The sequence below is a fragment of the Paenibacillus lactis genome (assembly GCF_017873605.1).
GTDB classification, from domain to species: domain Bacteria; phylum Bacillota; class Bacilli; order Paenibacillales; family Paenibacillaceae; genus Paenibacillus_AQ; species Paenibacillus_AQ lactis.
Window position 1 is genome coordinate 42,858 of the sequence record NZ_JAGGKI010000025.1, and the last position, 26,603, is coordinate 69,460.

Sequence of the window (26,603 nt, forward strand, 5' to 3'; positions counted from 1 at the left end):
AAAATAAAGACGGGAGTGTCCCACGATGAATTTTGAAACGGTGATGCAGGAGCTTGAAGCGCTCGGCAAGGAACGGCTCAAGAAAATGTACATGTCCAATGGAGCGCGCGAACCGCTGTTCGGCGTGGCGACAGGCGCGATGAAGCCCATGGCCAAGCAAATCAAGATCAATCAGCCTTTGGCTGAGGAGCTTTACGCTACAGGAAATTACGACGCCATGTACTTTGCCGGCATCATTGCCGATCCGAAAGCGATGACCGCGGCGGATTATGAGCGCTGGATCGAGGGGGCGTATTTCTATATGCTGTCCGATTACGTGGTTGCGGTCACCCTGGCGGAAGCCGATATTGCGCAAGAGGTTGCCGATCAATGGATCGCAAGCGGCGATGAGCTGCGAATGTCAGCGGGATGGAGCTGTTATTGCTGGCTTTTGGGCAGCCGGCCGGACGCCCAGTTTGACGAAAGCAAACTCGCGAGCATGCTGGAGAGGGTGGAACAGACGATTCACGAATCTCCCGAACGCACGAAAGCCTCGATGAATAACTTTATGTACACCGTTGGGGTATCCTATCTGCCGCTCCACGATAAGGCAGTCGAGACTGCTAAGGCCGTAGGCCCGGTTGAAATTAAACGGGATAACAAAAAGAGCAGCATCGTTAACGCCTCCGAAAGCATTCAGAAGGCGATTGACAAAAATCAGCTTGGTTTCAAACGCAAATATGTAAGATGTTAAACCGTCCGGGGTGGACGAGCCTCAGAGCGAAAAGTCCGTTCGGACATCGCGGCGGGCGAAATTGCAAAACGGCATGCAGGACTGAAAGTCAGTCATTTGCACGCCGTTTTTTATGCGAGGATTTTGCAACATCCTGTTATGCATCAGATATTAGAAGTTCATATAAATAAATTCCTGCGTTTCTCCGGAAAAGAAGATAATACCAAGCACGACGGCGATCAGGACGACGGCTCCGCCGAGCGCCAGGCCGACCATGATCAGCGCCCGTACGACACGATCCGTAAGGCTGCGGGCTTTCGCTTCCGCCGATGCGTTATGGGGCTGCAATTCCATAATTCTTCATCCTCGTATACAAGATTTCGCCAAACCGGTGACTCCCTTGGTCGATCAGATGAGCCGGGTCGCGATAATATTCATGCGGAATGGTGTTGATCGGTTCTTGATTAAATTCGATAAAGGGGTAGCCTCTTGATTCTACCAGCTTCTGATAGGCGCCCATCGCTTCCGTATACTCGCTCCAATGGAACAGCTTCTTGTCAGCGATATGCTCTTTATCGAGCGGAGCGGAATAGAATACGGCTTGCTTCTGATGCTCCTCCAGCAGATCAAGCGTTTGTTCGATCATGAATAACCCGAAGCTGTGATCTGGATCGAAAGGCTTATTCCAGCGATAGAGCTCTTCGTAGTGCTGGTCGATGCCTTCCTGCTGAGCGTCATTCATGTTGTCATAAGCGGTATACATCGGCGTATAGCTTTCTTCGATCCCTTTTCTTTCATTTTCGTTCTTTTGAACCTCCTGGCGGATTTTCTCCATCGGCGTACGGGTCTTGAACAGACGGTAGCTGATCGCGTCGCGGTCATGATAGAGGGTCCATTGATTCAGGAGGCGGGACGTCACCCAATTGTGGGCATTGCTCGGAAGCGACTCGCGGTTTTTGTCCGGGAAATCAGCCAGCCAGCTGCGCGGGATGGGCTGTCCCAGCTTCTCCACCAGCGACGGGTAGACAACAACGTTCGGCTCGTTATCCGACACGACGACGATCCCATAGTTGATCTCAAACACAACATAATCAACCTTATCGATCATGGAGGCGAGCAGGGCATAGGTCTCCGTAAATCTTCCTCCGGAAATTCCGAGGTTGATCACACGGCTGTCCTTCAAATGAGCCTGAAGGACGCCGGCCGAGGTGTTCTCCCCTTTTCTTACGGTCGTGCCGAAGAGCGTGGAGGGTCCGAACATGCCGATCACCCTGGTGCCGTCATCCAGATGCTTCTTCAAATATTCGACCCATAACGGCGTATAGACAATGGCATCATAGGTCGGAACGCGCAGCTCTTTCTCCGCGTATGTCACGACTTCTTGTCTCATTTCTTCGACCGCTTGATTCGCCCGAATGCTCAATCCGAGCAATCCGATCAAGGCAAAGGAGATCATCATGACAAATACGGTTTTATTCAGAATGAATTTAGGCAAGACAGCTTACACTTCCATTTCCATCCATATTCATATTCGAGTATCGACAACTTATCGCATGCCAAGCAGCCGGAGCATTAAATCCCATCCGTCTGCGATCGGCAATATGAAAAATACGCGGCTGATCGTCACTCCAAAGAATGTAATCATGATCGCGGCAGTGACCGTCACCGGCTTCAGCCATTTCGGAACGGGCTTTAAAGCAGGCTTCAGCTTCTTTACATAAAAGCGGTGCATGCACAGCATCACGCCGTGGAACATGCCCCAGACCACGAAATTCCAGGCGGCTCCGTGCCAGAGACCGGAGACGGTCATCGTGGCCATCAGGTTGAAGTAAACCCGGGGAGCAGAGACGCGGCTTCCCCCGAGGGGAAAGTATACATAGCGGGTCAGCCATGAACCGAGCGAGATATGCCAGCGGTTCCAGAACTCGGCAATGCTGCGGGCCAGATAAGGGAAGCGGAAGTTCTCCGGGAGGACGATCCCGAACAAGCGCGCAGTACCGATGGCAATATCCGAATAGCCGGAAAAGTCAAAATAGATGACGAACGTATAGGCGATCAGCGAAATCCAGAGTCCTCCGGTATCTGTCCCGGCGATGCCGGACGCCGAATAGACAGGCTGCGCCAGGATATCAATCGATCCGGCGAGGACGAGCTTTTTGAACAGGCCGATCCCGATCCGTATGACGCCGGTCAGCAAGTGGTCCACGTGAAATCTCGCTGTTAGCTGTGAATGAAACGTTTGAAATTGCTTAATGGGGCCAGCCACCATCGTCGGGAAGAAGAAAATGAACGACAACAGACCCTCCGGCCGATGCCCCGGCAGCGTTCCGCGTTTGCGTTCAACCAAGTAATGAATCAGCTCGAACGTAAAGTAGGAAATACCGAGCGGGAGCACAATCTGCTCTGCCTTAGGCAAGAAGGGCTGATGAATAAAACCGAATAGATTATGTAACGTATCCAGCATCATATTCGTGTACTTGAAATAGCCAAGGACCAGAATGGCGGTAAGGATTCCTGCGGGATAAATCCATCGCCTGCCCCATTTCGCTGCAGATTTCACGACAATAATCGCGATGACAACTTCCGCAAGCAACAGGAACAGGTAAGCACCTGCAAAATTGTAGTAAAAAGCGACACCTGAGGCAAACAGCACCCAAGGTCTGACACGTTGCGGCACGAGGTGGTACGTGACGACAGCCACGAGCACGAACAGCCAGTAAAACCAATCCGTATACATCATAATTTTTCCGTATCCACCATCCAAGCCGTCAAAAATACGTAACTTTATACCCTTGTTCATGTTACACGATCCACAAGTCGAAGCCTATGGAAATTTTATGAACAAGCTTCATATATTGACGAATGATACATTAAAGTGAAAGACTCAGGCTATGAAGGCTTCGTGAGCTAACCGCCACCTGGGTATTTACGGGGGCAGTTAATACGAAGTGCGGCAGCCGTCTTGCCAATTTCCTATCAGAGGCCGTTACATGATGATGCCTTGAGGAAAGCACAGCACATAGAGTAGACGGATCCATTTCAATAAAAGTTGCAGCCGGGTATAGGTCAAGAGAATCGTCTACAAAGGTTGTTGTGAAAAAAACCTGCTCTTAAACCGGGCAGGTTATGTTTTCGTTACGTATCAAGTATCAAGCAGTCCCAGTTTTTCATGGCTCGGAGAGTACACTTAAAGGCTTATTTCTCCTCCGTACGGCAGCCTTGGAATTCCTCCAAAACCTTGGATTTGTCTCCGTACATCTTATCCAGGTGATCCTCTCCCCAATAGCATAACAGGTCCAGCGCGGGCTTTAATCCCCAGCCGTAAGGCGTTAGCTCATACTCCACTTTAGGCGGAACCTCGTTATATACCTTCCGTGTCACGATCTCATCCTTTTCCAGGCCTCTGAGCTGGGTGGTCAGCATTTTTTGAGTAATGCCGGGCATTAACCGGCGAAGCTCAGACGTACGTTTCCGCCCTGTCATTAGATGGTAGATGATTAAAGGCTTCCATTTTCCTCCCATGACCTCTAAAGCCGCTTCCACACCGACTTGATATTTTTTTCGAGCGCTGTTGTTCACCGGTTCCGTCATCTCTCATCCTCCAATCCCGTTTATCCATTGCTCAGGCCAAGATTCAAGGGATTCCCCTAGGGAACTTCCGTGTTCCTATGGCACATGTATCTTCCTATAGCACATCAAAGTGCGTACTTCCGGATCATTTTCCTACTGTTTATAATAACAGCAGCCATGGGTCATGGCTACAAATCAGCTGCTGAGGAAAGGTAGTGAAGATATAAGCATGAGAGTACTAACCGTTGTTTCCCACCCGAGAAAAGATTCCTTGACCTTTAAGGTTGCCGATCGTTTCGTACAAGGTCTTGCCGAGGCTGGCCATGACTATGAGATATTGGATTTGCACGGGATTGGTTTTGATCCTGTCCTTAAAGGCGCAGATGAACCCGATTGGTCCGCTTCGGTACAGACCTTTTCCCCTGAAGTGGAAACGGAAATAAGGCGGCTGAAGGAGCATGATGCGTTGGCATTGATTTTCCCCGTTTGGTGGTGGCATCTGCCGGCAATGCTAAAGGGGTATATTGACCGTGTATGGAACAATGGGTTTGCATACGGTGCGAACAACCTTCATCACCAGCATGCCTTGTGGATTGGCTTGGCAGGCGTTTCGGAAGAACAGATGAACAAGCGCAGCTACGGTGAGATGATTACGCATCTGCTGAATGTGGGAATCGCAGGTTATTGCGGTATTTCCAATTCCAAGGTTGAATTCTTATATGAGACTCTGGAATCCGGGCCTGCTCATTACGACATGCTGCTGGACCAAGCTTATCGCTTAGGTTTGAATTATGGCAAGGATCATTAAGCTCAGCAGTTCCTTCTATATGACGTAGAAGGGACTGTTTATTTTTATAAATGGAATACCAGCACTGAAGTTGAGTTTTCTGTAATGGGTGTTAATGTTACGGCTAACGATCCATGGCTTTGTGTGAAATTTTATAAAAAAATGGTTGGGTTCTTTCATCGTTCATCTCACATGCAGAAGGTAAACTGGAATGTATGAGTGTTAAATTGGTGGACTTGTGGGGAGATGATACAATGCCAAAGACCGAACTGTTGGAAGGTATTTTTAAAGAATCGCAAGAAACGGGAAAAGGATATTTACTTCATCTGGATGTCGATCGATTAATGGCCCCTTGTTACGAGGCGGCCTCATTGGAGCCGAAAAAACCGCGATACGGCGGATGGGAAGAGACACCGATTGCAGGACATTCCATCGGGCACTGGCTGTCCGCAGCCGCAGCCATGATTGGTGCAACGAGCGACGAGGATTTGCTTAAGAAGCTGGTCTATGCAGTTAACGAATTAGCTTATGTGCAGTCGCATGATCAGGATGGTTATGTGAGCGGATTTCCCCGCGATTGCTTCGATATCGTATTTACCGGCGACTTTGAAGTTCATAACTTCAGCCTTGCCGGATCATGGGTGCCTTGGTACAGTCTGCACAAAATTTTTGCAGGGCTGATCGATGTTTACCGATTGACTGGAATCGAGCAGGCGCTTGAGGTCGTGATCCGACTTGCGGACTGGGCCAAAAAGGGAACGGATCGACTGACGGACGAGCAATTCCAACGCATGTTAATCTGCGAGCATGGCGGAATGAATGACACTATGGCTGATCTGTATCGCCTGACGAATAACCACGCATATCTGGAGCTTGCGATCCGGTTCTGTCACCGGGCAATCCTCGAACCGCTGGCCCGCGGTGTGGATGAACTTGAAGGAAAGCACGCCAATACGCAAATTCCGAAAGTCATCGGCGCTGCCAAGCTATATGAGATCACAGGCGACGATTTCTACCGGAAGGCCGCAGAATTTTTCTGGAAAGAGGTTACGCGCAACCGCTCCTACATCATCGGAGGCAACAGCATCTTCGAGCACTTCAGAGCTGCGAACCAGGAGAAGCTTGGTGTTGAGACCGCGGAAACCTGTAATACCTACAATATGTTGAAGCTCACAGGCCACTTGTTCGGCTGGTCGCAAGTTGCGGAATACATGGATTTCTACGAACGGGCCTTATATAATCATATTCTTGCATCCCAGGATCCGGATACCGGCATGAAAATGTATTTCGTATCCACGGAGCCGGGCCATTTCAAAGTATATGGAACTGCTGAACATTCGTTCTGGTGCTGTACAGGCACCGGCATGGAGAATCCGGCCCGCTATACGCATGAAATCTATCATGCCACGTCGAATGCGATTTACGTGAATCTGTTCATTGCCTCCAAAGCAACCTTCGACGATCACCAGGTCGTCATCCGACAGGAAACAGAGTTCCCGAAACAATCGCGAACTAGACTCATTATAGAAGAGGCGAAGGCTGCTCATTTCAAACTTCGTATCCGTATTCCGCAATGGACCGCCGGAGCGGTAACGGCCGTGGTGAACGGGAGTGAGATCTATGCCGATGCGGAGCCCGGATATCTCAATATCGAGCGGGATTGGAATGCTGGGGATACGATTGAAGTGACCTTACCCATGGAGCTTCGCTTGTACCATGCCAAAGATGATGCGAAAAAGGTAGGCATCCTGTATGGCCCAATCGTACTTGCGGGTGCGCTGGGCACGGAGGCGTTTCCTGACAGTGATATCGTGGACAATCATACGAAGCTGCATCAGCATCCATTAATTGAGGTTCCGATATGGGTCTCAGACGAGCCGGATATCCGGCAATGGATTAAGCCTGTTGACGGGGAGGCATTGACGTTTGTCACGGAGCCTGTCGGGCAACCCGGCAATTCGCGGGTGAGACTGATCCCTTTCTACGCCCTGCACCATCAGCGATATACGATTTATTGGAATCTACTGACTGAAGAGGAATTCAAGAACTATGAGAATAGCGAGCGGGCTGAGAGGGAACGGCTGAAGGCCATTACGGTGGATGTCGTCCATCCTTATCAACAGCAATCCGAGGTTGATCACCATATGAAGTCCGAGCAATCGAGGTCAGGCTATTCCGTTTACGCTCAATGCGGCTACCGAGATGCGATAGGCAGCGGATATTTTAGCTATCAAATGTCGGTTCTGCCTGATCAACCGATGTTGTTGCAGGTGACCTACTTCAGCCGCGAAGGAGCAGCTCATGTTGACGGAAGGCTGATGGAGCGGGATTTTGAAATTTGGATCGATGGCCATGTGATCGCACGGCAGAAGCTGGAGGGGACGCAGGGGGAACAGCTCTTTAATGTGTCTTATGAAATCCCCATCCACCTGACGGAAGGAAAACGGAGTGTCGAAGTCAAGTTCGCATCGGCTAATGGCAAATTGGCCGGAGGGGTATACGGCGTTCGAATGATCGACCGGGTTCAAATGGAGAAGTTTGTGGCGAAATAGGGAAAGAGTGGTCCGGTCGAGAGCAGGATTTTGGCAAGTAGAATTAAGTTGTCGTTGGGCGATAGCTTCACAGATGGTTGGCTCTGACTGAACAGGCGTCATGGTTATAAAACCCTTCCCTTCTGGCGAAGGGTTTTTAATTCGTTTATACTGGTAGAGCCAATTTACTTTCTAGGAGTTGTCTACCGAGCTATGAATAAGAAAGAAGTCGCACATATACGCAAGCAGTTTAAGATGGATAACGATTTGCTGAATATTGAGGATATTCTCAACGTGTACATTATGAAGGAAACGAACGAAATCTATCACTGGGAGCGGCTGCCGTTTGGTCTGTTGGACCGAGAGAAGCAGGAGCTGCATATGGGCAATTTCAAGAAGCTGCTGACCGGTGAGCTGGATCATAAGCTGTTTGAATTGAAGTTTCAGGAGGAGGCAGGGGAACCTACGCGGGTGATGCTTCATCAAGGCTTGTCGACAGGAGATCCGGAAGAATGGCAGGACCTGATGCTGATGCTGGTGGACAAAATGATGGCGGATACCAAGTATGAGCGAGATACGGTGATCACCTTCGTTCGCGGGCAATATTACCGGCCGACCAAGGCCCGGAATGAGGAGGCTGAGGAGAGCGAGAAGGACGAGGTGTTCGGGCACCCGTTCATTCTATGCAGCGTGAATTCCACGGAGAAGCAGCGGAAGACGCTCTTGTTCGATTATGTGGAGAAGGAATTCAAGTACAATGTCATGGTGGACCCGGTTATCAAATTGAGTTCGCCGGAGCAGGGGTTCTTCTACCCCAGCGTGACGGACAATTACTCGGATGTGAACCGCGTTCTGTATTGTACGGGAAAATCCAATTTTCCGGATCAGGATTTCATCGAACAGGTCTTGAATGCCGAGAGGTCCATGACCGCAATGGAGGAGAGGGGCATCTTCGAAGAAATCGTGAAGGAAGTGGCAGGCGAACAGCTGGACTCGGCTACTCTCGCACAGGTGTATGAGGAGATCAACCATGTCATTGAAAGCCACCAGGAGGAGGAAGAGCCTCCGAAGCTGGATTATAAAGATGTGGAACGCGTGCTGACCGTAAGTGGCGTAGAGAACGTGACATCGGAAAAAGTGGAACGGGCCTTTCAAACGGTTGTCGACGATACGAATTATGAACTGAAGGCTAGCAGCGTGATGCCGAAATTCTCGTCAAAGTCGATTAAGATCGATACCAAGGTGGCCACGATTTCGATCAGCCCGCAGGATTTACGATATGTGAAGCAGGTGAATTACCAAGGGAGACGCTGCATCCTGATTGAGGTCGATGAAGATGCCGTCATTGAAGGCTTTACGCTTAGTACGGAAACGCTATTATAGACTCGTTCATCGTACGCTAGTATATAATAAAGTGGAGTGAGGATGCTGGTAATATCCTCACTCCTGACAACAGCCGCTTTTAAGGGCGGCAGGCTGTATAAGGTTCAGAAATAGGTCGTTACCCTTGCCTGGGGAGTCCTATTTCTTTTTATTTTGGTTCAGTGCTAAGATTAAATATGACCATAATCATGGTATGATTGACCTTCACCCAAGGGTAATCTTTTCAATTAGGAGGAACCATGTCCTGGAGCAAATTGAAGCAACAACTGGAGAGCTTTCTCTCTCCTGCGTTACATGGAAGGGTCGAATACCGGGCAACCAGTTATCGTTACCTGCCAGGCAAACCCGGAATCTGTTATCTTGCCGTAGATAAGAAGAACGTGCTCAATATGAGTGAGACCACGGGTTCCATCCGCTGGTACCAGACAGAGCAGGAAATAAAGAATGATCCGGATCTCCAAATCCCTATCAGCCAGGAGGAAATTGAAGCGATCCGCAAGGAAACCAAGGGGACCGTTCCCGAGGAGCGTCTGCAAGTCATCGCAAGAAACCGAAAAATAACAGAGCTTGCAAAAGAGCTTTTGTCGGTACAGGCCGCATTAAGCAAATCCAATTTTGTCACAGCAGCCACTACGTTTTTATCGATTTCTATAGATGAAAGCTTGGAGAGTAATGATATTTTATTGAATATTCTAGCTTTGGTGGACAGACGAGTCGGCAAAAAGCGCATATTGAACATGGCCGAGAAGATGAAGCTAAAGCATCCCGCTGTGCAGTATTTTTATGAGCTGCGGCGGAGTACGTTGTAAACAAACAGTTTAATAAACACAGCATATCATTTTGGATATCCTTATCTAATTCTGCAACTTCACTGTTTAAGTTGGCTTCCTATGCATTTTCCGCACCTTTTTTGCTATAGCTTCTAGCTATAGCTAGTTATGATTTTTTGGTATGCCTTCTAACCCCGCTCGTCGTGATATGATCATCGTATACAACGAGGGGGGTTATTTACATGACTGATAAGTTTCAGATCGTAGGAAGTTTGTTGCGTCCTGAAGAGCTGCTGAAATATAAAAAGCAAATTGAACATCGTGATGATATCCAGTATCCGTTCTATGAAAATTTTGAAGGGTATGCCGAGTGCGAGACCGAGGCCATCAAAGAGGTCGTGAAGAAGGAAATCGAGCATAACCTGTCGGTTATTACGGACGGCGAATTTTCCAAATCGATGTGGCATCTGGATTTTGTATGGGGCTTTGGCGGAGTCCAGCGTTATATCGCGGACCATGGCTACTTCTTCCGGGATGTGGACGGAACCTCGAAATATGAAACGCGCAAAGATATTGGATTGCGTATTACTGGCAAACTGAGCGGAACGAATCATCATTTCATCAAGCTGTTCAAACAGCTTCAGGATTTCGCAGGCGATCACCAAACGAAGCTTTGCGTACCGTCTCCTTCCCATATTTTCGGCGAGCTCTCCTGGTCGGATAACATTGGCGGAACGGATGCCGTTTATCAGAACAGACAGGAGCTCAAAGAGGGCCTTGTTAGCGCGTATAAGGAATTCGTGGCGGAATTCGCTGCGGCGGGCGGCACGATCCTGCAATTCGATGATTGCTTATGGGAGCTGTTTGCGGACGACAACCCGAACTCTCCGTTTACCGGGGAGCATATTAACCAAGCGGAAGTACAGGGTCTCGCCACCGAATTTATTGAACTAAACAATACATTGATTGACTACGGTCATAGCCTCGGCTTAAAAATGTGGACACACAACTGCCGCGGGAACTATGATTCCCGGAACATGGGCGGAGGATCTTACGCGAAAATCGCCAACCTGTTCCTGAAGCAATTGAAATATGACCGCTTCTTCCTGGAGTGGGATGATGAGCGTGCGGGTTCGATTGAAGCGCTGGAGGTCTTCAAGGACCGGCCGGAAACGGAGATTGTACTGGGCCTCCTGTCTTCCAAGACAAATACGCTCGATGATGAAGCCCGCGTCATCCGTCTGCTTGACGAAGCATCCAAAATCATTGACAAGGATCGTCTGCTGCTCTCGCATCAATGCGGCTTTGCATCCTGCGATGGCGGTAACGAGCTAAGCGAAGCCGAGCAATGGGCAAAAATCGATCAAGGTCAACGGATTGCCGAGCAATATTGGAATAATTAAATTCGGATAGATATCATTGAGCTAATAAGAGATGACTCGAAGGGCCTTTAATGGACCGCGAGGCATCTCTTTTTGTATGCGGCTTGTTGTATGCAGGGTGTTACTGCTACCCTGTTCACAGGCAGAAGTCCCGAATCAGGACGTGTTTGAATGAATAGGTTTGAGTTTCCAGAAGAGGTATCCTTCGAGTTGGGATATCTCTTTTTGGTATGGGGATTTTATCTACCTTGGTACATTGTCCTGCTTAATTCATTAAACGTATAAAGATTCGAAGACAATTCAGCAGAGACGTTAAATAGATTGATTTTTATGCAGAAAGTTGTATAATCTACTTAATTAACGTTAATTAAACCGGAGAAAAGGGGATGAACATGACCAGAACGAAGCTGAAAGAAGCTGCGCTGAGGTTATTCGGGCAGAAGGGCTACGACGGAACGGCATTATCGGAAATCGCGAAGGAGGTGGGTGTCAAAACACCAGCAATCTACGCCTTTTTTGAGAGCAAGGAAGATCTGTTTATGACGGTCTTCGAAGAATCGATGAGCGCCTACAACGAATATATCCAAGCGATGGCAGAAACCAGCAAAGGAATGAGCACGGAGAAAAAACTGCATGCGCTGCTGCTTCGCCAATACGATTTCCACCGGGACAAGCAGGAGCTTGCCGTATTTGCCTTCCGGTACTTAGTTTTCCCGCCGGATTTCTTGCAGGATCGGATGCACGAGGCGTTTGGGCGGTTCGATACGCTTCTGAGCAGCATTATCGGCGAGATTATCCAGGAAGGTCTGGATCGAGGCGAACTGGCCGTTATCCCGATGGAGACGCTGGTGGATTCGTACCTTACCTTGATGGACGGGCTGGGCATGCAATATTACTACTATAAATCGCCGGAGCTGTTCGAACGGAAGCTGAAACATGCCTTTGAGATGTTCTGGAGATCCGTGAAAGCTTAGGCGAACAACAAGATTGTACAGAAAGCAGAGGGTGGAGCATGAGCAATGATACGAAAATAGAAGATTACGAACGGGAGCCCGTCCCCCAGCATTTGCGGAAATCATGGCTCTCGATGGCATTCGTCTGGATTGCGATCGGCATTGACCTGTCCGCGATGTTCCTGGGGGCGCAGCTCGGCGCGGGCATGAGCATCGGCGACTCGCTTACGGCGGTCATCGTCGGTTCGGCGATATTAGGCATGATCGGGGCAGTCTGCGCATATGTGGGAGCGAAAACGGGCCTGTCGACGGCCATGATCAGCAGGTTTCTGTTTGGGAATCAAGGGGCGCTAATCGTCTCGGTCATTCTCGGCATTTCATCGCTGGGCTGGTTCGGCGTTCAGGTGGGCTTCTTCGCTTCCAACTTCCAGACCGCGTTAAACGAATTATGGGGATGGCATTGGTCGCTCTGGGTGCTGTCGATCATTGGCGGACTTCTCATGATGTCCACGGCGATCTGGGGCTATAGGGCGATTGAAAAATTAAGCGTCTGGTCGGTACCGCTGCTCGTCGTGTTTATCATTATCGCGCTGGTCATGGCGCTAAACGGGGAAGGCGGAAGCACCGTCTGGGCACCGTTCGAGGGTGAGGCTGTGCCGATGGGGACGGCGATTTCGCTGGTTATCGGTATCTTTATCCTTGGAACGGCGCTGTCCCCTGACATCGCGCGCTGGGCCAAAACGCCAAAGCATGCCGTTACCGCAGCATTTATCGGTTTCTTTGTCGGCAACAGCTTCATGACCATCATTGCAATTTTCCTGTCGCGTACGATGGATTCCGACGATCTGACGGGCATTCTACTGACGCTTGGTCTCGGTATTCCGGCGATCATCGTGCTGACGCTGGCACAATGGACGACCAATACGAACAATTTATATTCCGCGGGGCTGGGCTTCTCCGTCGTATTCAAACGGGTGCCTAAATCCGTGATTACGATTATTGCAGGTCTCATTGCGACGGCACTTGCTTGCTTTGGTATTTATGATCGTTTCATGACGTTCCTGACGTACATTACGATGCTTGTCGCACCGCTGGGCGGCATTTATACGGCTGAGTATTTGTTGGTGAACAAAAAGCGATTCTCGTTTGACGGGCTGGACAGCAACCGAAGCTGGATCCCCCGCTCCATCGTCGTATGGGTCATCGCCACGTTCTTCGGGTTCATGACAACGATGGCCCCGGATGGGCTCGGATGGTTCCAGGTAACGCAGGTTCCGGCGCTGGACAGCTTCCTGATGGCATTTATCTTGCAAGCAATCATAGGCAAATGGGTCGTAAAGAAGGGATGAAAGCATGAATCAAGCAACCAGATTAACCTCATTGGATGAACAGTCAATCGAATATATCGCGATCGGAGCTGCGGTGCTTGGCACGGGCGGCGGCGGAGATCCTCATGTCGGAAAATTGATGGCCATGGAGGCGATCCGCGAGCTTGGCCCGGTACGAATCGTCCAGCTCGAAGAGCTGGACGATGAAGGGCTTATCGTGCCGGTATCGATGATCGGAGCACCGACGGTGATGCTGGAGAAAATCCCTTCGGCAGACCAGCTGACCAAGCCGCTGGATCTGATGGAGAGAGAGCTCGGCCGCAAGGTGGACGCCGTTATGCCGATCGAGGTCGGCGGCGGCAACTCGCTCGTTCCGGTCATTGCGGCGGCACAGCGCGGAATTCCGCTCGTCGATGCCGATGCGATGGGGCGCGCGTTTCCCGAATCGCAGATGGTGACGTTCCATCTGGAAGGCATCCCCTGCAGCCCGGTGGCGATGGCGGACGAGCGCGGCAACAGCGCGCTGATGCATACGATTGACGGGGTGTGGGAAGAACGGCTGGCGCGTGCGCTGACAGTAGAGATGGGGGGCTCTGCCTCCATCTGCGATTATCCGGTATCCGGCGCGCAGGCGAAGCGAAGCGCGATCGGCGGCACGTTGACGCTCGCCTATGAGATCGGGCGGACGCTGTTCGAAGCGAAGCAGCAGAAGCTGAATCCTGTGCGCGAGCTGCTCACGAAGCTGAACGGCCATGCACTGTTCCACGGCAAGGCCGTGGATATCCGTCGCCGCATGGACGGCGGATTTACGCGCGGCGAAGCGGTATTTGAAGGTACCGGCGAGAACAAGGGAGAAACGATGCGGCTGTTTTTCCAGAATGAGTTCCTGCTCGCCACCGTTGACGATCAACCGCTCGCCATTACGCCTGATTTGATTACGCTGCTGGATCAGGATACGGGCATGCCGGTGACGACGGAGAACTTGAAGTATGGCGCCCGGGTGACGGCAGCAGGTTTGCCGTGCGACGACAAATGGCGCACGCCGAAGGGCATCGAGACGGCCGGGCCAAGATACTTCGGTTATGACTTTGATTATGTGCCGATCGAGACGTTGGCTTCGAAAGGAGGTGCGGCGAAATGACCGAGACTACAACTGCTAGTGCAAACCAGATTTACCGCATCGGCATTGATGTGGGAGGGACGAATACGGACGCCGCCCTGCTGGATTCCGACTTGCGCTGCGTGCACAAGGTAAAGGTCCACACGACGGCCGACGTGAACGAAGGCATTGTGGAGGCCGTTCGCCTGCTGCTGCAGGAAAGCGGCGTAAATGGCTCAGACATACGCTATGCGATGCTCGGCACCACGCATTGCACCAATGCCATCGTGGAGCGCAAGCATCTCGGCCGGGTAGGGCTGATACGTATCGGCGCTCCGGCAACGACGGCCGTTCCGCCGCTTGCCGGCTGGGACGAATCGCTGCGCGCTGCGGTAGGGCCGCATAGCTATATCGCCTCCGGCGGCTATGAGTATGACGGCCGCAAGATCGCCAGCCTGGACGAGAAGGAGATCGCCGAGCTGTGCCGCCGGATGAGCGGAGAAGTCGACGCGGTGGCGGTGTGCGGGGTATTTGCTCCTGTGAACCGTGAGCAGGAGAAGCGGGCCGGAGAGATCGTCCGCGAAGTGTTGGGTGCGGATATGCCGGTCACGTATTCCAGCGAGATCGGCAGCATCGGGCTGCTCGAGCGGGAGAATGCCTCCGTGCTGAACGCGGCGCTGCTGCAAGTCATTGCAGGCGTGGTGCGCGGCTTCGAGAAAGCGTTGAATGGCTTCGGCATTGATGCGCAGCTGTATATTTGCCAGAACGACGGGACGTTGATGAAGAGCGAGTATGCGCTCCGCTACCCGATTCTGACGATTGCGTGCGGACCGACGAATTCGATTCGGGGCGCGGCGCATTTGTCCGGGCTGAGCGACGCGCTGGTCGTCGATATCGGCGGCACAACGACGGATATCGGCGTGCTCGTGCAGGGCTTTCCGCGCCAATCTTCGGCAGCGGTGGATATCGGCGGCATTCGCACGAATTTTCGGATGCCGGATATTTTGTCCATCGGCCTTGGCGGCGGCACGATCGTCCGGCTTGATGACGCGGGCGGCGTAACGGTTGGCCCGGACAGCGTGGGCTACGAGCTGACGAAACGGGCCCGCATCTTTGGCGGGGATACGCTGACGGCGACGGACGTAGCGGTGAAGCTGGGCCGGGCCGCATGGCCGGGCACCAACGCGGATGCCGTGGACGAAGTCGTCTGCAGCAAAGCGGATGCAGTCATGCAGCAGAGCCTGGAGGATGCCATTGACCGGATGAAGACGAGTGCAGACCCGGTCGATGTCATTCTGGTCGGCGGCGGCAGCTTGTTGGTGCCGGAGACGCTGGCCGGGGCAAGCCGAATCATCCGGCCGGACAACTATGATGCGGCGAACGCAATCGGCGCAGCATTGGGATTGGTCAGCGGGGAGTCGGAGCGGATCTATTCGCTGGACGACTGGAGCTATGACGACGTCATCCGCGATGCAAAGGAGAGCGCCATGAACGAGGCAGCTGCTGCCGGCGCGAACCCGGAGACGCTAGAAATCGTGTCCGTCGAGGACATTCCGATTGCGTATTTGCCGGGCAATGCGCTGCTTGTGAAGGTGAAAGCTGCGGGTAAGCTGTAACACGCGGGGGATGCGCCTCGCTCGGCAGCATTTGCGACTACATGAGAAGTGTCCGCATAGCCAGTGAGCATTTCGCATATCGGGGCTCGCGGCGATCGGCGAACAACGAACAGCTCGGGACCAAAGTAACATGTAAAGTGGCGGTGCGGATTCCATTCCGGTACCGCCATTTTTTTATTTCGCGGCCTAACTTTAAAATTCGATTTCCTCATATAAAAATGAAGTCCCGAAAAGTCCTTTGGACTTTCCATTATGGAGGCGAGGGGAGTCAAACCCCTGTCCGAAAAAAACGACAACACAAGTTTCTACGGGCACTCTGAGGAGGGGTATTGCCTCTTCTTTTTTCAAATCGACGGGGAGTATGCTCCTCACTTCGGATTATGGTATATTCATTGTTGTGTCTACGGTTAACATATACTGCCGTTTGATATGCATGGTTTAAATATGCTATAAGTGAAGAAAAAAGCAAGGGCATGAACGAGCTTACATTTACTATTTCGGGATAAAGATTTCCCTGTATTTATAGAGGAGTATTGGATATGACAGAAAATTTTTGGCGGGATTTGCCGCGGCCTTTTTTTGTGCTGGCGCCCATGGAAGACGTGACGGATGTTGTGTTTCGCCATGTCGTAAGCGCAGCAGCCAGACCGGATGTGTTTTTTACGGAGTTTGCGAATACAGAGAGCTATTGTCACCCGGAGGGGCATCATAGCGTGCGCGGACGTTTGACGTTTACAGAGGATGAACAGCCCATGGTAGCGCATATCTGGGGAGATAAGCCGGAATACTTTCGTCAGATGAGTATCGGCATGGCGAAAGAAGGGTTTAAAGGCATCGATATTAATATGGGTTGTCCTGTGCCGAATGTAGCAGAGAATGGGAAGGGAAGCGGCCTGATCTGCCGTCCCGACGTTGCGGCGGATATTATCCAGGCCGCAAAGGCCGGAGGACTGCCCGTTAGCGTAAAAACAAGGCTCGGGTTTAGCAGGGTAGACGAATGGCGCGGCTGGTTAACCCATATTTTGAAGCAAGACATTGTGAATCTGTCCATCCATCTGCGGACAAGAGATGAAATGAGCAAAGTAGACGCTCATTGGGAACTGATTCCGGAGATTAAACAGCTTCGTGATGAGGTGGCCCCAGATACACTTCTAACCATTAACGGGGACATCCCTGACCGTCAGACCGGCCTGAAGCTCGCTGAACAATACGGCGTGGACGGAATTATGATCGGGCGCGGGATTTTCCATAATCCATTCGCTTTTGAGAAGGAGCCGATTGAACATAGCAGTGAGGAATTGCTGGGTCTGCTGCGGCTCCATCTGGATCTGCATGATCAATATTCTGAACAGATGCGGCGTTCCTTCAGCGCCCTTGTCCGCTTCTTCAAAATCTATGTCCGTGGATTCCGAGGGGCAAGCGAATTGAGAAATCGCTTAATGAACGCAAAGTCAACCGATGAAGCACGTGCGCTGCTTGATGAATTTGAGGGTGGAGGAGTAGTATAAGCTCGGAACCGTATAGGTTCACATCAAAACCATTCCTTACATTAAAAGGAGTGGTTTTCTTATTGTCTTTTGAATGCGAGGGCTGTGGCTGCATCCGTTAGCGAGCCATGGGGCGGTGCGTATATCGGCTTCGGTTGCTGTTAAAATCGGGAAGCTGAGCGGATGTCAGCTAAATGCCCCGCATGGCGGCCCGCTTTATTAGCCGGGGACTCCCCCGGTCGATAAGGGACGTTGCTGCGTCTTCCATTGGACAAAGAAAAGACCGCCCCTTGACGGTCTTTATCCTGCGCTCACAAATTGGAGTACCCCAATAAGAACTAATAAGAGAAAGATAACGAGCACTATGATGATTCCTATTTTAAGTGTCTTGAAGCCATTTGACTTCTTCGCCAGCTGCTCTTCAACAGAATTCAATCGTTCTTTAAGCTCTTGGATTTCATCCTCCTGCCTCATGCCAACCTCCTTACAAGCATTTTGTAACCTATATATATGTATTCAATATTCACCAACGATACCCTCTTTCGATGCAGAATGGATACGAAATGAGGGCTTGCTCTGTACCAGTGGCTGCCAGATATCGCTGGTTATTGAAGCTGCAGAATACCGGATCGAGCTCTCGACTGAAAATCAGCTCTGATCGTTGAGGACTAAAACCGGGTAGGATATGATAAGAATAAATAAGGGACCGTGCTGTAACACGATCCCCTGCACAACAACCGCTAAAAGAGCGTTCGGCTGCAAGACAACACGGAAATAGACCGATTACCTTGCTACGGGTACGGGCGGTCTATTTTCATTTATTGTAATGGATGAGATAACCCTCTTGGCTTCTGTGCAGACACAAGGCCCTTACCCAAGGGACCTCAATGGAATGAAAAGATCGTATGGGTCATTATTTAATCTCTTATATTGGAACCACCCAATAATATTGAAATTTTTAATTAATTGATGACGCAAATAACGATAAACCGCTGTCTCTCCGGAGACGGCGTTTCTTTTTATAATTATAGTTGGAAGCGCTTTCCGATTACATTTGTATTTCCGTCGTTAAGCTTCCTTTCACTTGAAAAAGATATTACTTAGGGGGAATAGGGTATGGGTAAACTTCGAAATGTACTTTTGCTTATCGTTCTTTCATCTCTTGTCATTTCACTGGCGGCGTGCGGCTCGGATCAGGCTGCAAGCAAGGACAACACGGTCACTTTGTATATTACAAGGCACGGCAAAACGATGCTGAACACCAGCGACCGCGTGCAAGGCTGGGCCGATTCGCCGCTGACGGAGCCCGGTGTCACGGTTGCCAGACAGCTTGGAAAAGGATTGAAGGGGATTCCATTCGCTGCCGCATACAGCAGTGACAGCGGCCGGGCAATCGAAACGGCGAACCTCGTCCTTGAAGAGAGCGGACAAGCCGATGTGAAGCTTACGACCGACAAGGATCTGCGGGAATGGAATTTCGGCAAGTACGAAGGGGATTTAAACGCGAATATGTGGAACGTGATTTTGCAGGGGTTAGGGATTACCGATATGAAACAGCTGGATATGAAGTCTAGTATGGGAAAGGTTGCCGACACGATTGCCGCCTCGGATGAGACCGGACAGGCCGAGGATTGGGAAGCGATTTCCACCCGCTTGAGAACGGCCCTGGATGAAATCAGCGAAAAAACGGCCGAAAACGGCGGCGGCAACGTGCTTATCGTTTCTCATGGCTTATCGATTAGCGCTCTCCTTCAAACGATTGATCCCAGCCAAGTTCCACCTGCGGGTCTTGAAAATGCGAGTGTAACGAAGATTATTTACAAGGACGGTACGTATAAGATCGAATCCGTAGGCGATATGAGCTACGCTGAAAAAGGCGAAAAAGAAAATACAAAATAAACGTATTGCTTAATACAGTGCAGCAGGATGCCCTGGTCGCGGTCTTTAGACTTCGATTAGGGTCATTTTGTTTTGTTTGGAGGTTTGGCGGTTGGGATAATGCCGCGTTTCTACAATGCGCTTAGATCATAAAGCATACTATTTTGTATAATGGACGATAGTACAAAAAAGATACGCAATCTTTGTCTGGGGGGACATCTTTGAAAACGTCCATCTTTGAATTGGTGGAGACAGCGGACGATCTGCCGTTCGATGTATCGCTGCACAGGGTAAACTACGTGCCGAGCCATTGGCATAACAGCGTGGAGATCATATTCGTGCTGTCCGGCAATCTGGAAGTCACCGTCGGAAACGAGCGCCACACGATAACGGAAGGCGATGTATTTGTGATCAATTCCAGCCATGTCCATGAGGTCATTGGCCTGGACATGAACATTATCGCCACGTTCCTGATACCTATGGTGTTTCTGAAAGAAAACATTAAAGGCATTGAGGACATTCAGTTCGAGTGCAATTCTTCCGCGGTCCGGCCGGAACAGAAAAGCGGGTTGGACCGAATCCGCCAGATGCTGGCAGAGATGGTCGAGCTGAAGCAGAAAAAAGGAGAGGCGTACGAGCTGGATATGGGCATCCGCATGCTGGCCGTGTTTTCCATGCTCATTAAGCAGTTCAAATCCTCCGAAACCGGCGGCGCGATCAACGAGAAATACATGGAGCGCATGCTCCGTATTATCAATTATATCGACGAGCATTATAATGAACCGATCACCCTGCAATCGATCGCCAAACAAGAATTTCTGTCCGTACCGTATCTTTCCAAATTTTTCAGCGAAAATATCGGGCTTAACTTCCAATCCTATCTGACAAGCATTCGGTTGAAGAACGCGGTGGAGGAGCTGCTTCGTCATGAGGACCTCCCGATTGCCGATCTGGCATTAAGCCACGGATTTCCCAACGCCAAATCGTTTTACACCGCGTTCAAAAACAAATACCGTATGACCCCTCACGAATACCGTAAACAGTATCGGCCTGACCGGGAAACGGAAGCCAAAAAGCAAGACATCTCTTCGAATTATCTTCAGTTTAATCAATCCAGCGCACTGGGGATCATCCGTCAGTATTTGCGGCGGACCGAATCGTTGGAGGTTGAAACGATCCAGGCAATCGAAACGAAGACCTATGAGGTGAACGCGTCCGCTCCGGGAAGAAAGCTGAAGCATACGTGGAAAAATCTCATCACGATCGGGAAAGCGCAGGAAGGGCTGCATGCCGACGTACAACAACAGCTGATTTATGTCCAGCAAAATTGTCCGTTTCGGTATTTGCGCTTTCACGGGATTTTTGACGATGGGATGATGGTATATGATGAAGACGAGGATGGGCGGCCGCGCTACAATTTCAAGCTGGTGGACCAGCTGTTCGATTTTATGCTGTCGATTGGCTTGAAGCCGTTCGTGGAGCTGGGATTCATGCCCTCCGCGCTGGCATCCGATCCCGGGAAGACGGTGTTCTACAGAGCCAGCTTTACGAGCCCACCGAAGTCGCTGGATAAATGGTGCGGGCTTATCGACAGCTTCCTTCGCCACTGCATGAACCGTTACGGTGCGGCGGAGGTCGAGAGCTGGAGATTCGAGTTCTGGAACGAGCCGGAATTAAACGTATTTTGGCCCGGATCCGTTCAGGAATATCATGAGCTGTACCTGGCCACCTACAGAACCATGAAACGGTTATCCGCAGGACTGAAGATCGGCGCGCCCGGCCGGATCATTACCGTGACTTCGCCGGTTACGGCGACGAATTTCTTCGCGTTTTGCCGCAAGCACGATTGTCTTCCCGACTTCATTCCGCTGCATTTTTATCCGCATGAAGAAATCGAAAAACGAATACAACAGGAGGAAGCGGAGCTCAAGCAGGACGAAGATCTGTACCGGAAGCTGCTGGAGAAATTCGGAGGGATTTCGCCGAATCCGGATTTTCTTAAGGATAGACTTGCGATCGAGCTGCAGCTGTTAGCTGACCAGGGATTATCCGGCCGCGAGGTTTATATGACGGAATGGAATTCGACCGCCTATCACCGCGAATTGACGAACGATACCTTATACAAGGCAGCCTATATCGCCAAAAATATCCTCGATAACCTCGATGCCATCGACGGTTTCGGTTACTGGGTGCTGAGCGACAACATCGAGGAAACGTTCCCGTCACCGCGTTTGTTTCACGGAGGACTTGGGCTGATCGCCCAATATGGGATCCCGAAGCCGGCCATGCATGCGTACGGGCTGCTAGGTAAGCTGGGGGAGGCGCTGATTGCCCGCGGGGACGGATATATCGTGGCTGCCCGTGGAGATACCATTCAAATCATGACGTATAATTACGTTCATTATGATGATCTTTATGCTCTCGGCGACACTTCGTTTATAGATGAAACACACAGGTATAACGGATTCAAGGAAGAGAAAATCTTAAAAATCGACATCGCGCTTAGCGGGTTACCTCATGGCGCGTACCGCATGGTTAGCCAAACGATCACCCGCAAGCACGGCAGCAGCTACGACAAATGGGTGGAAATGGGGGCACCGGACTCATTGACGGCTGAGGATATCGCTTATCTGAAGCAGAGCTCCCCGTTAAGACAGGTTCAAGTCTTGAACCTGGAGAACGGGACGGTGATTGGCTCCACCTTGAAACCGCATGAGGTGCAGCTGATTGAATTAACGCCGCTGGTATAAGCGGCAGCGCAAGCTGTGTCAATTTTTAAGCCATTCGGAAGGGATGATTTAAACGCTTTCATAACGAGGTTAAAAATTGCCCTATAAGTCTGTAAACAACCGCCTGTCTTCATGAAGGCGGTTTCTTTTATAATTTTATTGTAATCGTTTTCATGATAACAGGAGGTTATATAAATGGCTGGAGCTAAAGTAAAAGGACAGGTCAAAACCCCTTTTGGCCGATTGACTTTCGGCGTGATGTTAGGCTACGGCCTGATGATGGTCGCTCTCATGACGCCGGCGACACTGCTGTTGACATTCAAGATGATCGAGATCGATCCGAATGGATATACGTCGTCTTATGGCCTCGTGGCCGGAATCGGCGCTTTCTTCGCCTTGATCGGAAACCCTTTGGGCGGTGCGATCAGCGATCGGACGATTAACCGATTCGGACGCCGGCGCACTTGGATATTGCTCGGCCCCTTGGTCGGCAGCGCCGCGCTGCTAATGATTGGCTGGACATCCTCGTTATGGCTCATCATCATAGGCTGGGCGGTTGCGCAGCTGTTCTTCAACTTTGGGATGGCGGCGTACACGGCGCTCATTCCCGACCAGGTGAAAGAAGAAAAACAAGGCACGATTTCCGGTCTGCTCGGCATGTCCTTACCGCTCGGAATCGTAGTCGGGATGGTATTGATGACCTTGTTGCCTGGTGTCTCCTCGGCCGCGAAATGGACGCTTATCGCTGCGATCGGCATCGTAGGTCCGATGATCAGCCTGTTCCTGATTCAAGAAGGAAAAGTGGAAATTATCCGCGAGCATAACACGGCCGTGCCGCTTGGCGAAAAGCTGAGCAAAATTTACCCTAGCCCGCGGCGGTTCCCGGCGTTTTCCTGGGCGGTCGCTTCGAAATTTCTGATGATGATGGGATACTGCAGCAGCCTTTACCTCACGGTGATGCTCGTCAACCGGATGGGTTACACGGAAGCCCAGGCTACGTCCAGCGTGGCTACCGTGAACATTATTTCCACGATAGCCATGGCGCTGACCAGTATATTCGGCGGGATGTTGTCGGATAAATTCAGAAAGCAAAAACCGTTCTTGTATGTGTCTGCATTCGTTATGGTGATTGCCATTCTGGTATTCGCGTTTGTTCCGAATTACACGGCTTATGTCATCGCATCCGCGGTGCTTGGTCTCGGCTTCGGCTGTTTTTCCGCCGTCGATATGGCTTTGGTGGCGCGCATTCTGCCGCGTAAAGAAGATTCGGCCAAGGACTTCGGCATCATGAACGTGGCAAACGCCTTGCCGCAATCGATCGTTCCGGCAATTGCGCCGCTTCTGTTAAGCGCAGGCACGTCGATTGGACTTGGCGGCTGGACGTTCTTCTACCTCGTCCTAGCCATATTCACGGCAATCGGCATGATCTCCATCAAGCCGCTGCCGGAAGTAGGCGAACCCGTAGCTACGGAGAACGGAGCTGAAACGGCAGGCATCGGCCTTGCGGCAGGCAACATAAACTGAACGTAACACTCGGATAAAAATAAAGAGAATCGGGGAGAGCGAACATGAGAAACCATACTTTAGATACGATTAATAAGACAGAAGAAACCGTTCGATATGTACAAAATCCCGGCGGCCCCACGCTGGGCTACAGCGAGGAATCGGGCGTGGGCATCATCGAGCAGGACGGCTTGTTCTTCAAGGATTTAAGCCGTGACGGCAAGCTGGACAACTATGAGGACTGGCGGCTGACGCCGGAGGAGCGGGCGAAAGACCTGGCCTCGAAAATGACGGTCGAGCAGATTGCCGGCCTGATGCTGTACAGCCGCCATCAGTCGATTCCCGCGCTCAGTAGCGGCTGGTTTGCAGGCACGTACGGCGGGAAGACGTATGAGGAGAGCGGAGCGAAGCCCTGGGAACTGACCGATGAGCAGATCGCATTTTTGACCAAAGACCATGTGCGGCACGTGCTTGTAACCACGGTGGAAAGCCCGGAGGTCGCGGCGCGCTGGAACAATAAAATCCAGGCGTTTGCCGAAGGCACCGGTCTCGGGATTCCGGCGAACAACAGCTCCGATCCCCGGCACGCTTCGGATTCAAGCTCCGAATTCAACGCGGGTGCGGGCGGCCATATCTCCATGTGGCCCGAGACGCTGGGCCTAGCGGCGACCTTCGATCCGGAGATCACGAAGAAGTTCGGGATGATCGCTTCCCGGGAATATCGCGCGTTAGGGCTGGCAACCGCCCTGTCTCCGCAAATCGATATCGCCACGGAGCCGCGCTGGTTCCGGTTTAACGGCACGTTCGGCGAAGATTCGAAGCTCGCCGCCGATATGGCCCGCGCTTATGTCGACGGCTTCCAGACTTCCGAAGGCGAACGGGAAATCGCCGACGGTTGGGGTTACGACAGCGTGAATGCGATGGTGAAGCATTGGCCGGGAGGAGGCTCGGGCGAGGCCGGAAGGGACGCCCATTACAGCTGCGGGAAGTATGCGGTGTATCCGGGCAACAACTTTGACGAGCATTTGGTACCTTTTACTGAAGGGGCATTCAAGCTGGACGGCAAAACAGGGAAGGCGTCAGCCGTCATGCCGTATTACACGATCTCCCTCGGCCAGGACACCGTAAACGGCGAAAATGTCGGCAACTCCTATAACTCGTACCTGATTCGGGATTTGCTGCGCGGGAAATACGGGTATGACGGCGTCGTATGCACGGACTGGATGATCACGGCCGACGTCTCCGGTCCCAAGGATTCTTTTCTGAGCGGAAAACCATGGGGCGTGGAGGATTTGACCGTGGGCGAGCGCCACTACAAGCTGCAAATGGCTGGCGTTGACCAATTCGGCGGCAATAATGAGATCGAGCCGGTGCTGGAGGCTTACAAGATCGGGGTTCGCGAGCACGGTGAAGCCTATATGCGGGAACGCTTCGAGCAATCGGCCGTCCGGCTGCTGAAAAATATGTTCCGCCTCGGCTTGTTTGAAAATCCGTACCTCGACCCACAGGAGAGCGCCACACTGGTCGGGAACCCCGAATTTATGCGGGAAGGTTACGAAGCACAGCTTAAATCGATCGTCATGCTCAAAAACAAAAACGGGGTGCTCCCGCTTCGCGCGAAAAGCAAGGTTTACATCCCGAAACGTTTTCTTCCGCCGGGAAAAGACTGGTTCGGCAATCCGACGCCGGAGAGCTATGATTATCCGGTCAACCTGGAGGTTGTCTCGAAATATTTCGAAGTCACCGACCAACCGGACGAAGCGGAATTCGGCCTTGTCTTTATCACATCACCGAAGTCCGGCACCGGCTACAGCCAAGAGGACGAGGAGCGGGGCGGGAACGGTTATGTGCCGATCAGCCTGCAGTACAAGCCGTATACGGCGGAGCATGCACGGGAAATCAGCCTGGCCGGCGACGAACACGGGAATGAGCCGCGAAATCGTTCTTATAAAGGAAAAACCGTCATTCCGCATAATACGACGGATTTAAACATGGTGCTGGAGACGAAGGAGAAAATGAAAGGCAAACCCGTCATCGTCTCCATGCTGTTGTGCAACCCCACGGTCGTTTCGGAATTTGAAGCGGAAGTGGACGCCATTCTGGCGAACTTCGGCGTTCAGGATCAGGCGATGATGGAGGTATTGACGGGAGCAGCGGAGCCGTCCGGTCTGCTGCCGATGCAAATGCCCGCCCATATGCGCACCGTCGAAGAGCAGTTGGAAGATGTCGCGCACGATATGGAATGCCATGTCGATTCGGAGAAGCATGTATATGACTTTGCTTTCGGGATGAACTGGGGCGGCGTGATCGAGGATGAGCGAACGATGAAATACCGTAGAAGCTGATTTTTGAAGATAAACAATAATAGACAGAGGAGCTGTTCCATTGCCATGACGATGGCTATTGGGGCAGCTTTCTTCTTGTTCTAGGAATGCTGATGATCACCTGAAAATAAGCTCTGATCATTGAGGACTAAAAACGGGTATGATAAGATAAGAATAAATAAGGGACCGTGCTGTAACACGATCCCTCTGCACAACAACCGCTAAAAGAGTGGTCGGCTGCAAGTCTTCAGTCAGAAAATAGACCGTAACCTTGCGACGGGCGGTCTATTTTCGCTTATTAAACGATAACAATGCGACGATTAACGTCCCGAAGGTAAGCATTAAGCTCATCGCTTCATACACTGTCATGGCATCACCTCCCGTCCGGGAGACTAGCCGACCGCCCTTATTAGCCGAATGTCGTACATTCCAAATTATAGCATACAGGCCCCGATATTGATATTATCCCCTTTAAGTAGACAGTGTGTAAAAAGCGCATTAAAGTCTACTTTGGAGGGGATTTTTTCCATGGGCGAAATAAGAAAGACATA

21 protein-coding genes are annotated in these 26,603 nt (G+C 51.3%); 15 read left to right on the plus strand and 6 right to left on the minus strand.

Annotated features, from left to right (window positions below; translation table 11 throughout):
• Positions 1-25 precede the first annotated feature (25 nt).
• Positions 26-733 carry a DNA alkylation repair protein gene (locus tag J2Z18_RS27410; protein WP_210095635.1) on the plus strand — a complete coding sequence of 236 codons (708 nt, stop codon included), beginning with the start codon at positions 26-28 and terminating at the stop codon, positions 731-733.
• Between the two features lie 150 nt (positions 734-883).
• On the opposite strand, the gene J2Z18_RS27415 is transcribed toward J2Z18_RS27410, so the two are convergent.
• From J2Z18_RS27415 to J2Z18_RS27430, 4 genes are all read right to left on the minus strand, one after another.
• A complete protein-coding gene (locus tag J2Z18_RS27415) occupies positions 884-1,066 on the minus strand; it encodes an SH3 domain-containing protein (RefSeq protein WP_028404457.1) in 183 nt (60 codons plus the stop codon).
• Entirely contained in the window at positions 1,047-2,207 is a 1,161-nt protein-coding gene (locus J2Z18_RS27420) for a hypothetical protein (protein ID WP_210095636.1), read from the minus strand. Before J2Z18_RS27420 ends, J2Z18_RS27415 begins: the two co-directional genes overlap by 20 nt.
• Before the next feature lie 51 nt (positions 2,208-2,258).
• Positions 2,259-3,512 carry an MBOAT family O-acyltransferase gene (locus tag J2Z18_RS27425; RefSeq protein WP_245256233.1) on the minus strand — a complete coding sequence of 418 codons (1,254 nt, stop codon included), beginning with the start codon at positions 3,510-3,512 and terminating at the stop codon, positions 2,259-2,261.
• Between the two features lie 395 nt (positions 3,513-3,907).
• A complete protein-coding gene (locus J2Z18_RS27430) occupies positions 3,908-4,303 on the minus strand; it encodes a winged helix-turn-helix transcriptional regulator (protein WP_210095637.1) in 396 nt (131 codons plus the stop codon).
• A gap of 208 nt (positions 4,304-4,511) precedes the next feature.
• Between J2Z18_RS27430 and J2Z18_RS27435 the strand changes: the two genes are divergently transcribed.
• The 10 genes from J2Z18_RS27435 (at position 4,512) to J2Z18_RS27480 (ending at position 17,639) form a co-directional block, all read left to right on the plus strand.
• Entirely contained in the window at positions 4,512-5,090 is a 579-nt protein-coding gene (locus J2Z18_RS27435) for an NAD(P)H oxidoreductase (RefSeq protein WP_210095638.1), read from the plus strand.
• Positions 5,091-5,323: 233 nt separating this feature from the next.
• Positions 5,324-7,621, plus strand: coding sequence for a glycoside hydrolase family 127 protein (locus J2Z18_RS27440; RefSeq protein ID WP_245256234.1), 2,298 nt, complete (start codon positions 5,324-5,326; stop codon positions 7,619-7,621).
• 192 nt (positions 7,622-7,813) lie between these two features.
• Entirely contained in the window at positions 7,814-8,983 is a 1,170-nt protein-coding gene (locus tag J2Z18_RS27445) for a DUF4317 domain-containing protein (protein ID WP_210095640.1), read from the plus strand.
• 239 nt (positions 8,984-9,222) lie between these two features.
• On the plus strand, positions 9,223-9,792 hold the full coding sequence (locus tag J2Z18_RS27450) for an SF0329 family protein (protein ID WP_210095641.1): 570 nt from the start codon (positions 9,223-9,225) through the stop codon (positions 9,790-9,792).
• 203 nt (positions 9,793-9,995) lie between these two features.
• Positions 9,996-11,156 carry a cobalamin-independent methionine synthase II family protein gene (locus tag J2Z18_RS27455; protein ID WP_210095642.1) on the plus strand — a complete coding sequence of 387 codons (1,161 nt, stop codon included), beginning with the start codon at positions 9,996-9,998 and terminating at the stop codon, positions 11,154-11,156.
• A gap of 371 nt (positions 11,157-11,527) precedes the next feature.
• On the plus strand, positions 11,528-12,109 hold the full coding sequence (locus J2Z18_RS27460) for a TetR family transcriptional regulator (protein WP_210095651.1): 582 nt from the start codon (positions 11,528-11,530) through the stop codon (positions 12,107-12,109).
• A gap of 38 nt (positions 12,110-12,147) precedes the next feature.
• A complete protein-coding gene (locus J2Z18_RS27465) occupies positions 12,148-13,437 on the plus strand; it encodes a cytosine permease (protein WP_210095643.1) in 1,290 nt (429 codons plus the stop codon).
• Positions 13,438-13,441: 4 nt separating this feature from the next.
• Positions 13,442-14,557 (plus strand): S-methyl thiohydantoin desulfurase family protein, encoded by a 1,116-nt coding sequence (locus J2Z18_RS27470; protein ID WP_210095644.1) that lies wholly within the window; start codon positions 13,442-13,444, stop codon positions 14,555-14,557.
• The gene (locus J2Z18_RS27475; protein ID WP_210095645.1) at positions 14,554-16,131 is read left to right on the plus strand and encodes a hydantoinase/oxoprolinase N-terminal domain-containing protein; all 1,578 of its coding nucleotides are present in this window, start codon (positions 14,554-14,556) and stop codon (positions 16,129-16,131) included. The genes J2Z18_RS27470 and J2Z18_RS27475 overlap by 4 nt, the downstream gene beginning before the upstream one ends.
• 539 nt (positions 16,132-16,670) lie before the next feature.
• Entirely contained in the window at positions 16,671-17,639 is a 969-nt protein-coding gene (locus J2Z18_RS27480) for a tRNA dihydrouridine synthase (protein WP_007131056.1), read from the plus strand.
• Positions 17,640-17,918: 279 nt separating this feature from the next.
• Here J2Z18_RS27480 and J2Z18_RS27485 read toward each other — a convergent pair whose 3' ends face one another.
• Positions 17,919-18,092, minus strand: a complete 174-nt coding sequence (locus tag J2Z18_RS27485) for a hypothetical protein (RefSeq protein WP_186311082.1) — start codon at positions 18,090-18,092, stop codon at positions 17,919-17,921.
• 642 nt (positions 18,093-18,734) lie between these two features.
• Here J2Z18_RS27485 and J2Z18_RS27490 point away from each other — a divergent pair.
• The 4 genes from J2Z18_RS27490 to J2Z18_RS27505 all read left to right on the plus strand — a co-directional run bounded on the left by J2Z18_RS27490 (position 18,735) and on the right by J2Z18_RS27505 (position 26,073).
• Complete coding sequence (locus J2Z18_RS27490) at positions 18,735-19,517, plus strand: histidine phosphatase family protein (RefSeq protein WP_245256235.1); 783 nt, start codon at positions 18,735-18,737, stop codon at positions 19,515-19,517.
• Positions 19,518-19,717: 200 nt separating this feature from the next.
• Complete coding sequence (locus tag J2Z18_RS27495) at positions 19,718-22,246, plus strand: GH39 family glycosyl hydrolase (protein WP_210095646.1); 2,529 nt, start codon at positions 19,718-19,720, stop codon at positions 22,244-22,246.
• 174 nt (positions 22,247-22,420) lie between these two features.
• Entirely contained in the window at positions 22,421-23,749 is a 1,329-nt protein-coding gene (locus tag J2Z18_RS27500; protein ID WP_210095647.1) for an MFS transporter, read from the plus strand.
• A gap of 44 nt (positions 23,750-23,793) precedes the next feature.
• Entirely contained in the window at positions 23,794-26,073 is a 2,280-nt protein-coding gene (locus tag J2Z18_RS27505) for a glycoside hydrolase family 3 protein (protein WP_210095648.1), read from the plus strand.
• 264 nt (positions 26,074-26,337) lie between these two features.
• Here J2Z18_RS27505 and J2Z18_RS31085 read toward each other — a convergent pair whose 3' ends face one another.
• Positions 26,338-26,421 carry a putative holin-like toxin gene (locus J2Z18_RS31085; RefSeq protein ID WP_280516353.1) on the minus strand — a complete coding sequence of 28 codons (84 nt, stop codon included), beginning with the start codon at positions 26,419-26,421 and terminating at the stop codon, positions 26,338-26,340.
• Positions 26,422-26,603 lie beyond the last annotated feature (182 nt).

What these genes read in the sequence shown, in the direction of transcription:
- J2Z18_RS27490 (WP_245256235.1), top strand. Translation starts at nt 18,735, where the DNA reads ATGGGTAAACTTCGAAATGTACTTTTGCTTATCGTTCTTTCATCTCTT.
- J2Z18_RS27500 (WP_210095647.1), top strand. Translation starts at nt 22,421, where the DNA reads ATGGCTGGAGCTAAAGTAAAAGGACAGGTCAAAACCCCTTTTGGCCGA.
- J2Z18_RS27445 (WP_210095640.1), top strand. Translation starts at nt 7,814, where the DNA reads ATGAATAAGAAAGAAGTCGCACATATACGCAAGCAGTTTAAGATGGAT.
- J2Z18_RS27460 (WP_210095651.1), top strand. Translation starts at nt 11,528, where the DNA reads ATGACCAGAACGAAGCTGAAAGAAGCTGCGCTGAGGTTATTCGGGCAG.
- J2Z18_RS27505 (WP_210095648.1), top strand. Translation starts at nt 23,794, where the DNA reads ATGAGAAACCATACTTTAGATACGATTAATAAGACAGAAGAAACCGTT.
- J2Z18_RS27450 (WP_210095641.1), top strand. Translation starts at nt 9,223, where the DNA reads ATGTCCTGGAGCAAATTGAAGCAACAACTGGAGAGCTTTCTCTCTCCT.
- J2Z18_RS27485 (WP_186311082.1), bottom strand. Translation starts at nt 18,092, where the DNA reads ATGAGGCAGGAGGATGAAATCCAAGAGCTTAAAGAACGATTGAATTCT.
- J2Z18_RS27440 (WP_245256234.1), top strand. Translation starts at nt 5,324, where the DNA reads ATGCCAAAGACCGAACTGTTGGAAGGTATTTTTAAAGAATCGCAAGAA.
- J2Z18_RS27435 (WP_210095638.1), top strand. Translation starts at nt 4,512, where the DNA reads ATGAGAGTACTAACCGTTGTTTCCCACCCGAGAAAAGATTCCTTGACC.
- J2Z18_RS27465 (WP_210095643.1), top strand. Translation starts at nt 12,148, where the DNA reads ATGAGCAATGATACGAAAATAGAAGATTACGAACGGGAGCCCGTCCCC.
- J2Z18_RS27470 (WP_210095644.1), top strand. Translation starts at nt 13,442, where the DNA reads ATGAATCAAGCAACCAGATTAACCTCATTGGATGAACAGTCAATCGAA.
- J2Z18_RS27410 (WP_210095635.1), top strand. Translation starts at nt 26, where the DNA reads ATGAATTTTGAAACGGTGATGCAGGAGCTTGAAGCGCTCGGCAAGGAA.
- J2Z18_RS27415 (WP_028404457.1), bottom strand. Translation starts at nt 1,066, where the DNA reads ATGGAATTGCAGCCCCATAACGCATCGGCGGAAGCGAAAGCCCGCAGC.
- J2Z18_RS27480 (WP_007131056.1), top strand. Translation starts at nt 16,671, where the DNA reads ATGACAGAAAATTTTTGGCGGGATTTGCCGCGGCCTTTTTTTGTGCTG.
- J2Z18_RS27430 (WP_210095637.1), bottom strand. Translation starts at nt 4,303, where the DNA reads ATGACGGAACCGGTGAACAACAGCGCTCGAAAAAAATATCAAGTCGGT.
- J2Z18_RS31085 (WP_280516353.1), bottom strand. Translation starts at nt 26,421, where the DNA reads ATGACAGTGTATGAAGCGATGAGCTTAATGCTTACCTTCGGGACGTTA.
- J2Z18_RS27425 (WP_245256233.1), bottom strand. Translation starts at nt 3,512, where the DNA reads ATGAACAAGGGTATAAAGTTACGTATTTTTGACGGCTTGGATGGTGGA.
- J2Z18_RS27475 (WP_210095645.1), top strand. Translation starts at nt 14,554, where the DNA reads ATGACCGAGACTACAACTGCTAGTGCAAACCAGATTTACCGCATCGGC.
- J2Z18_RS27455 (WP_210095642.1), top strand. Translation starts at nt 9,996, where the DNA reads ATGACTGATAAGTTTCAGATCGTAGGAAGTTTGTTGCGTCCTGAAGAG.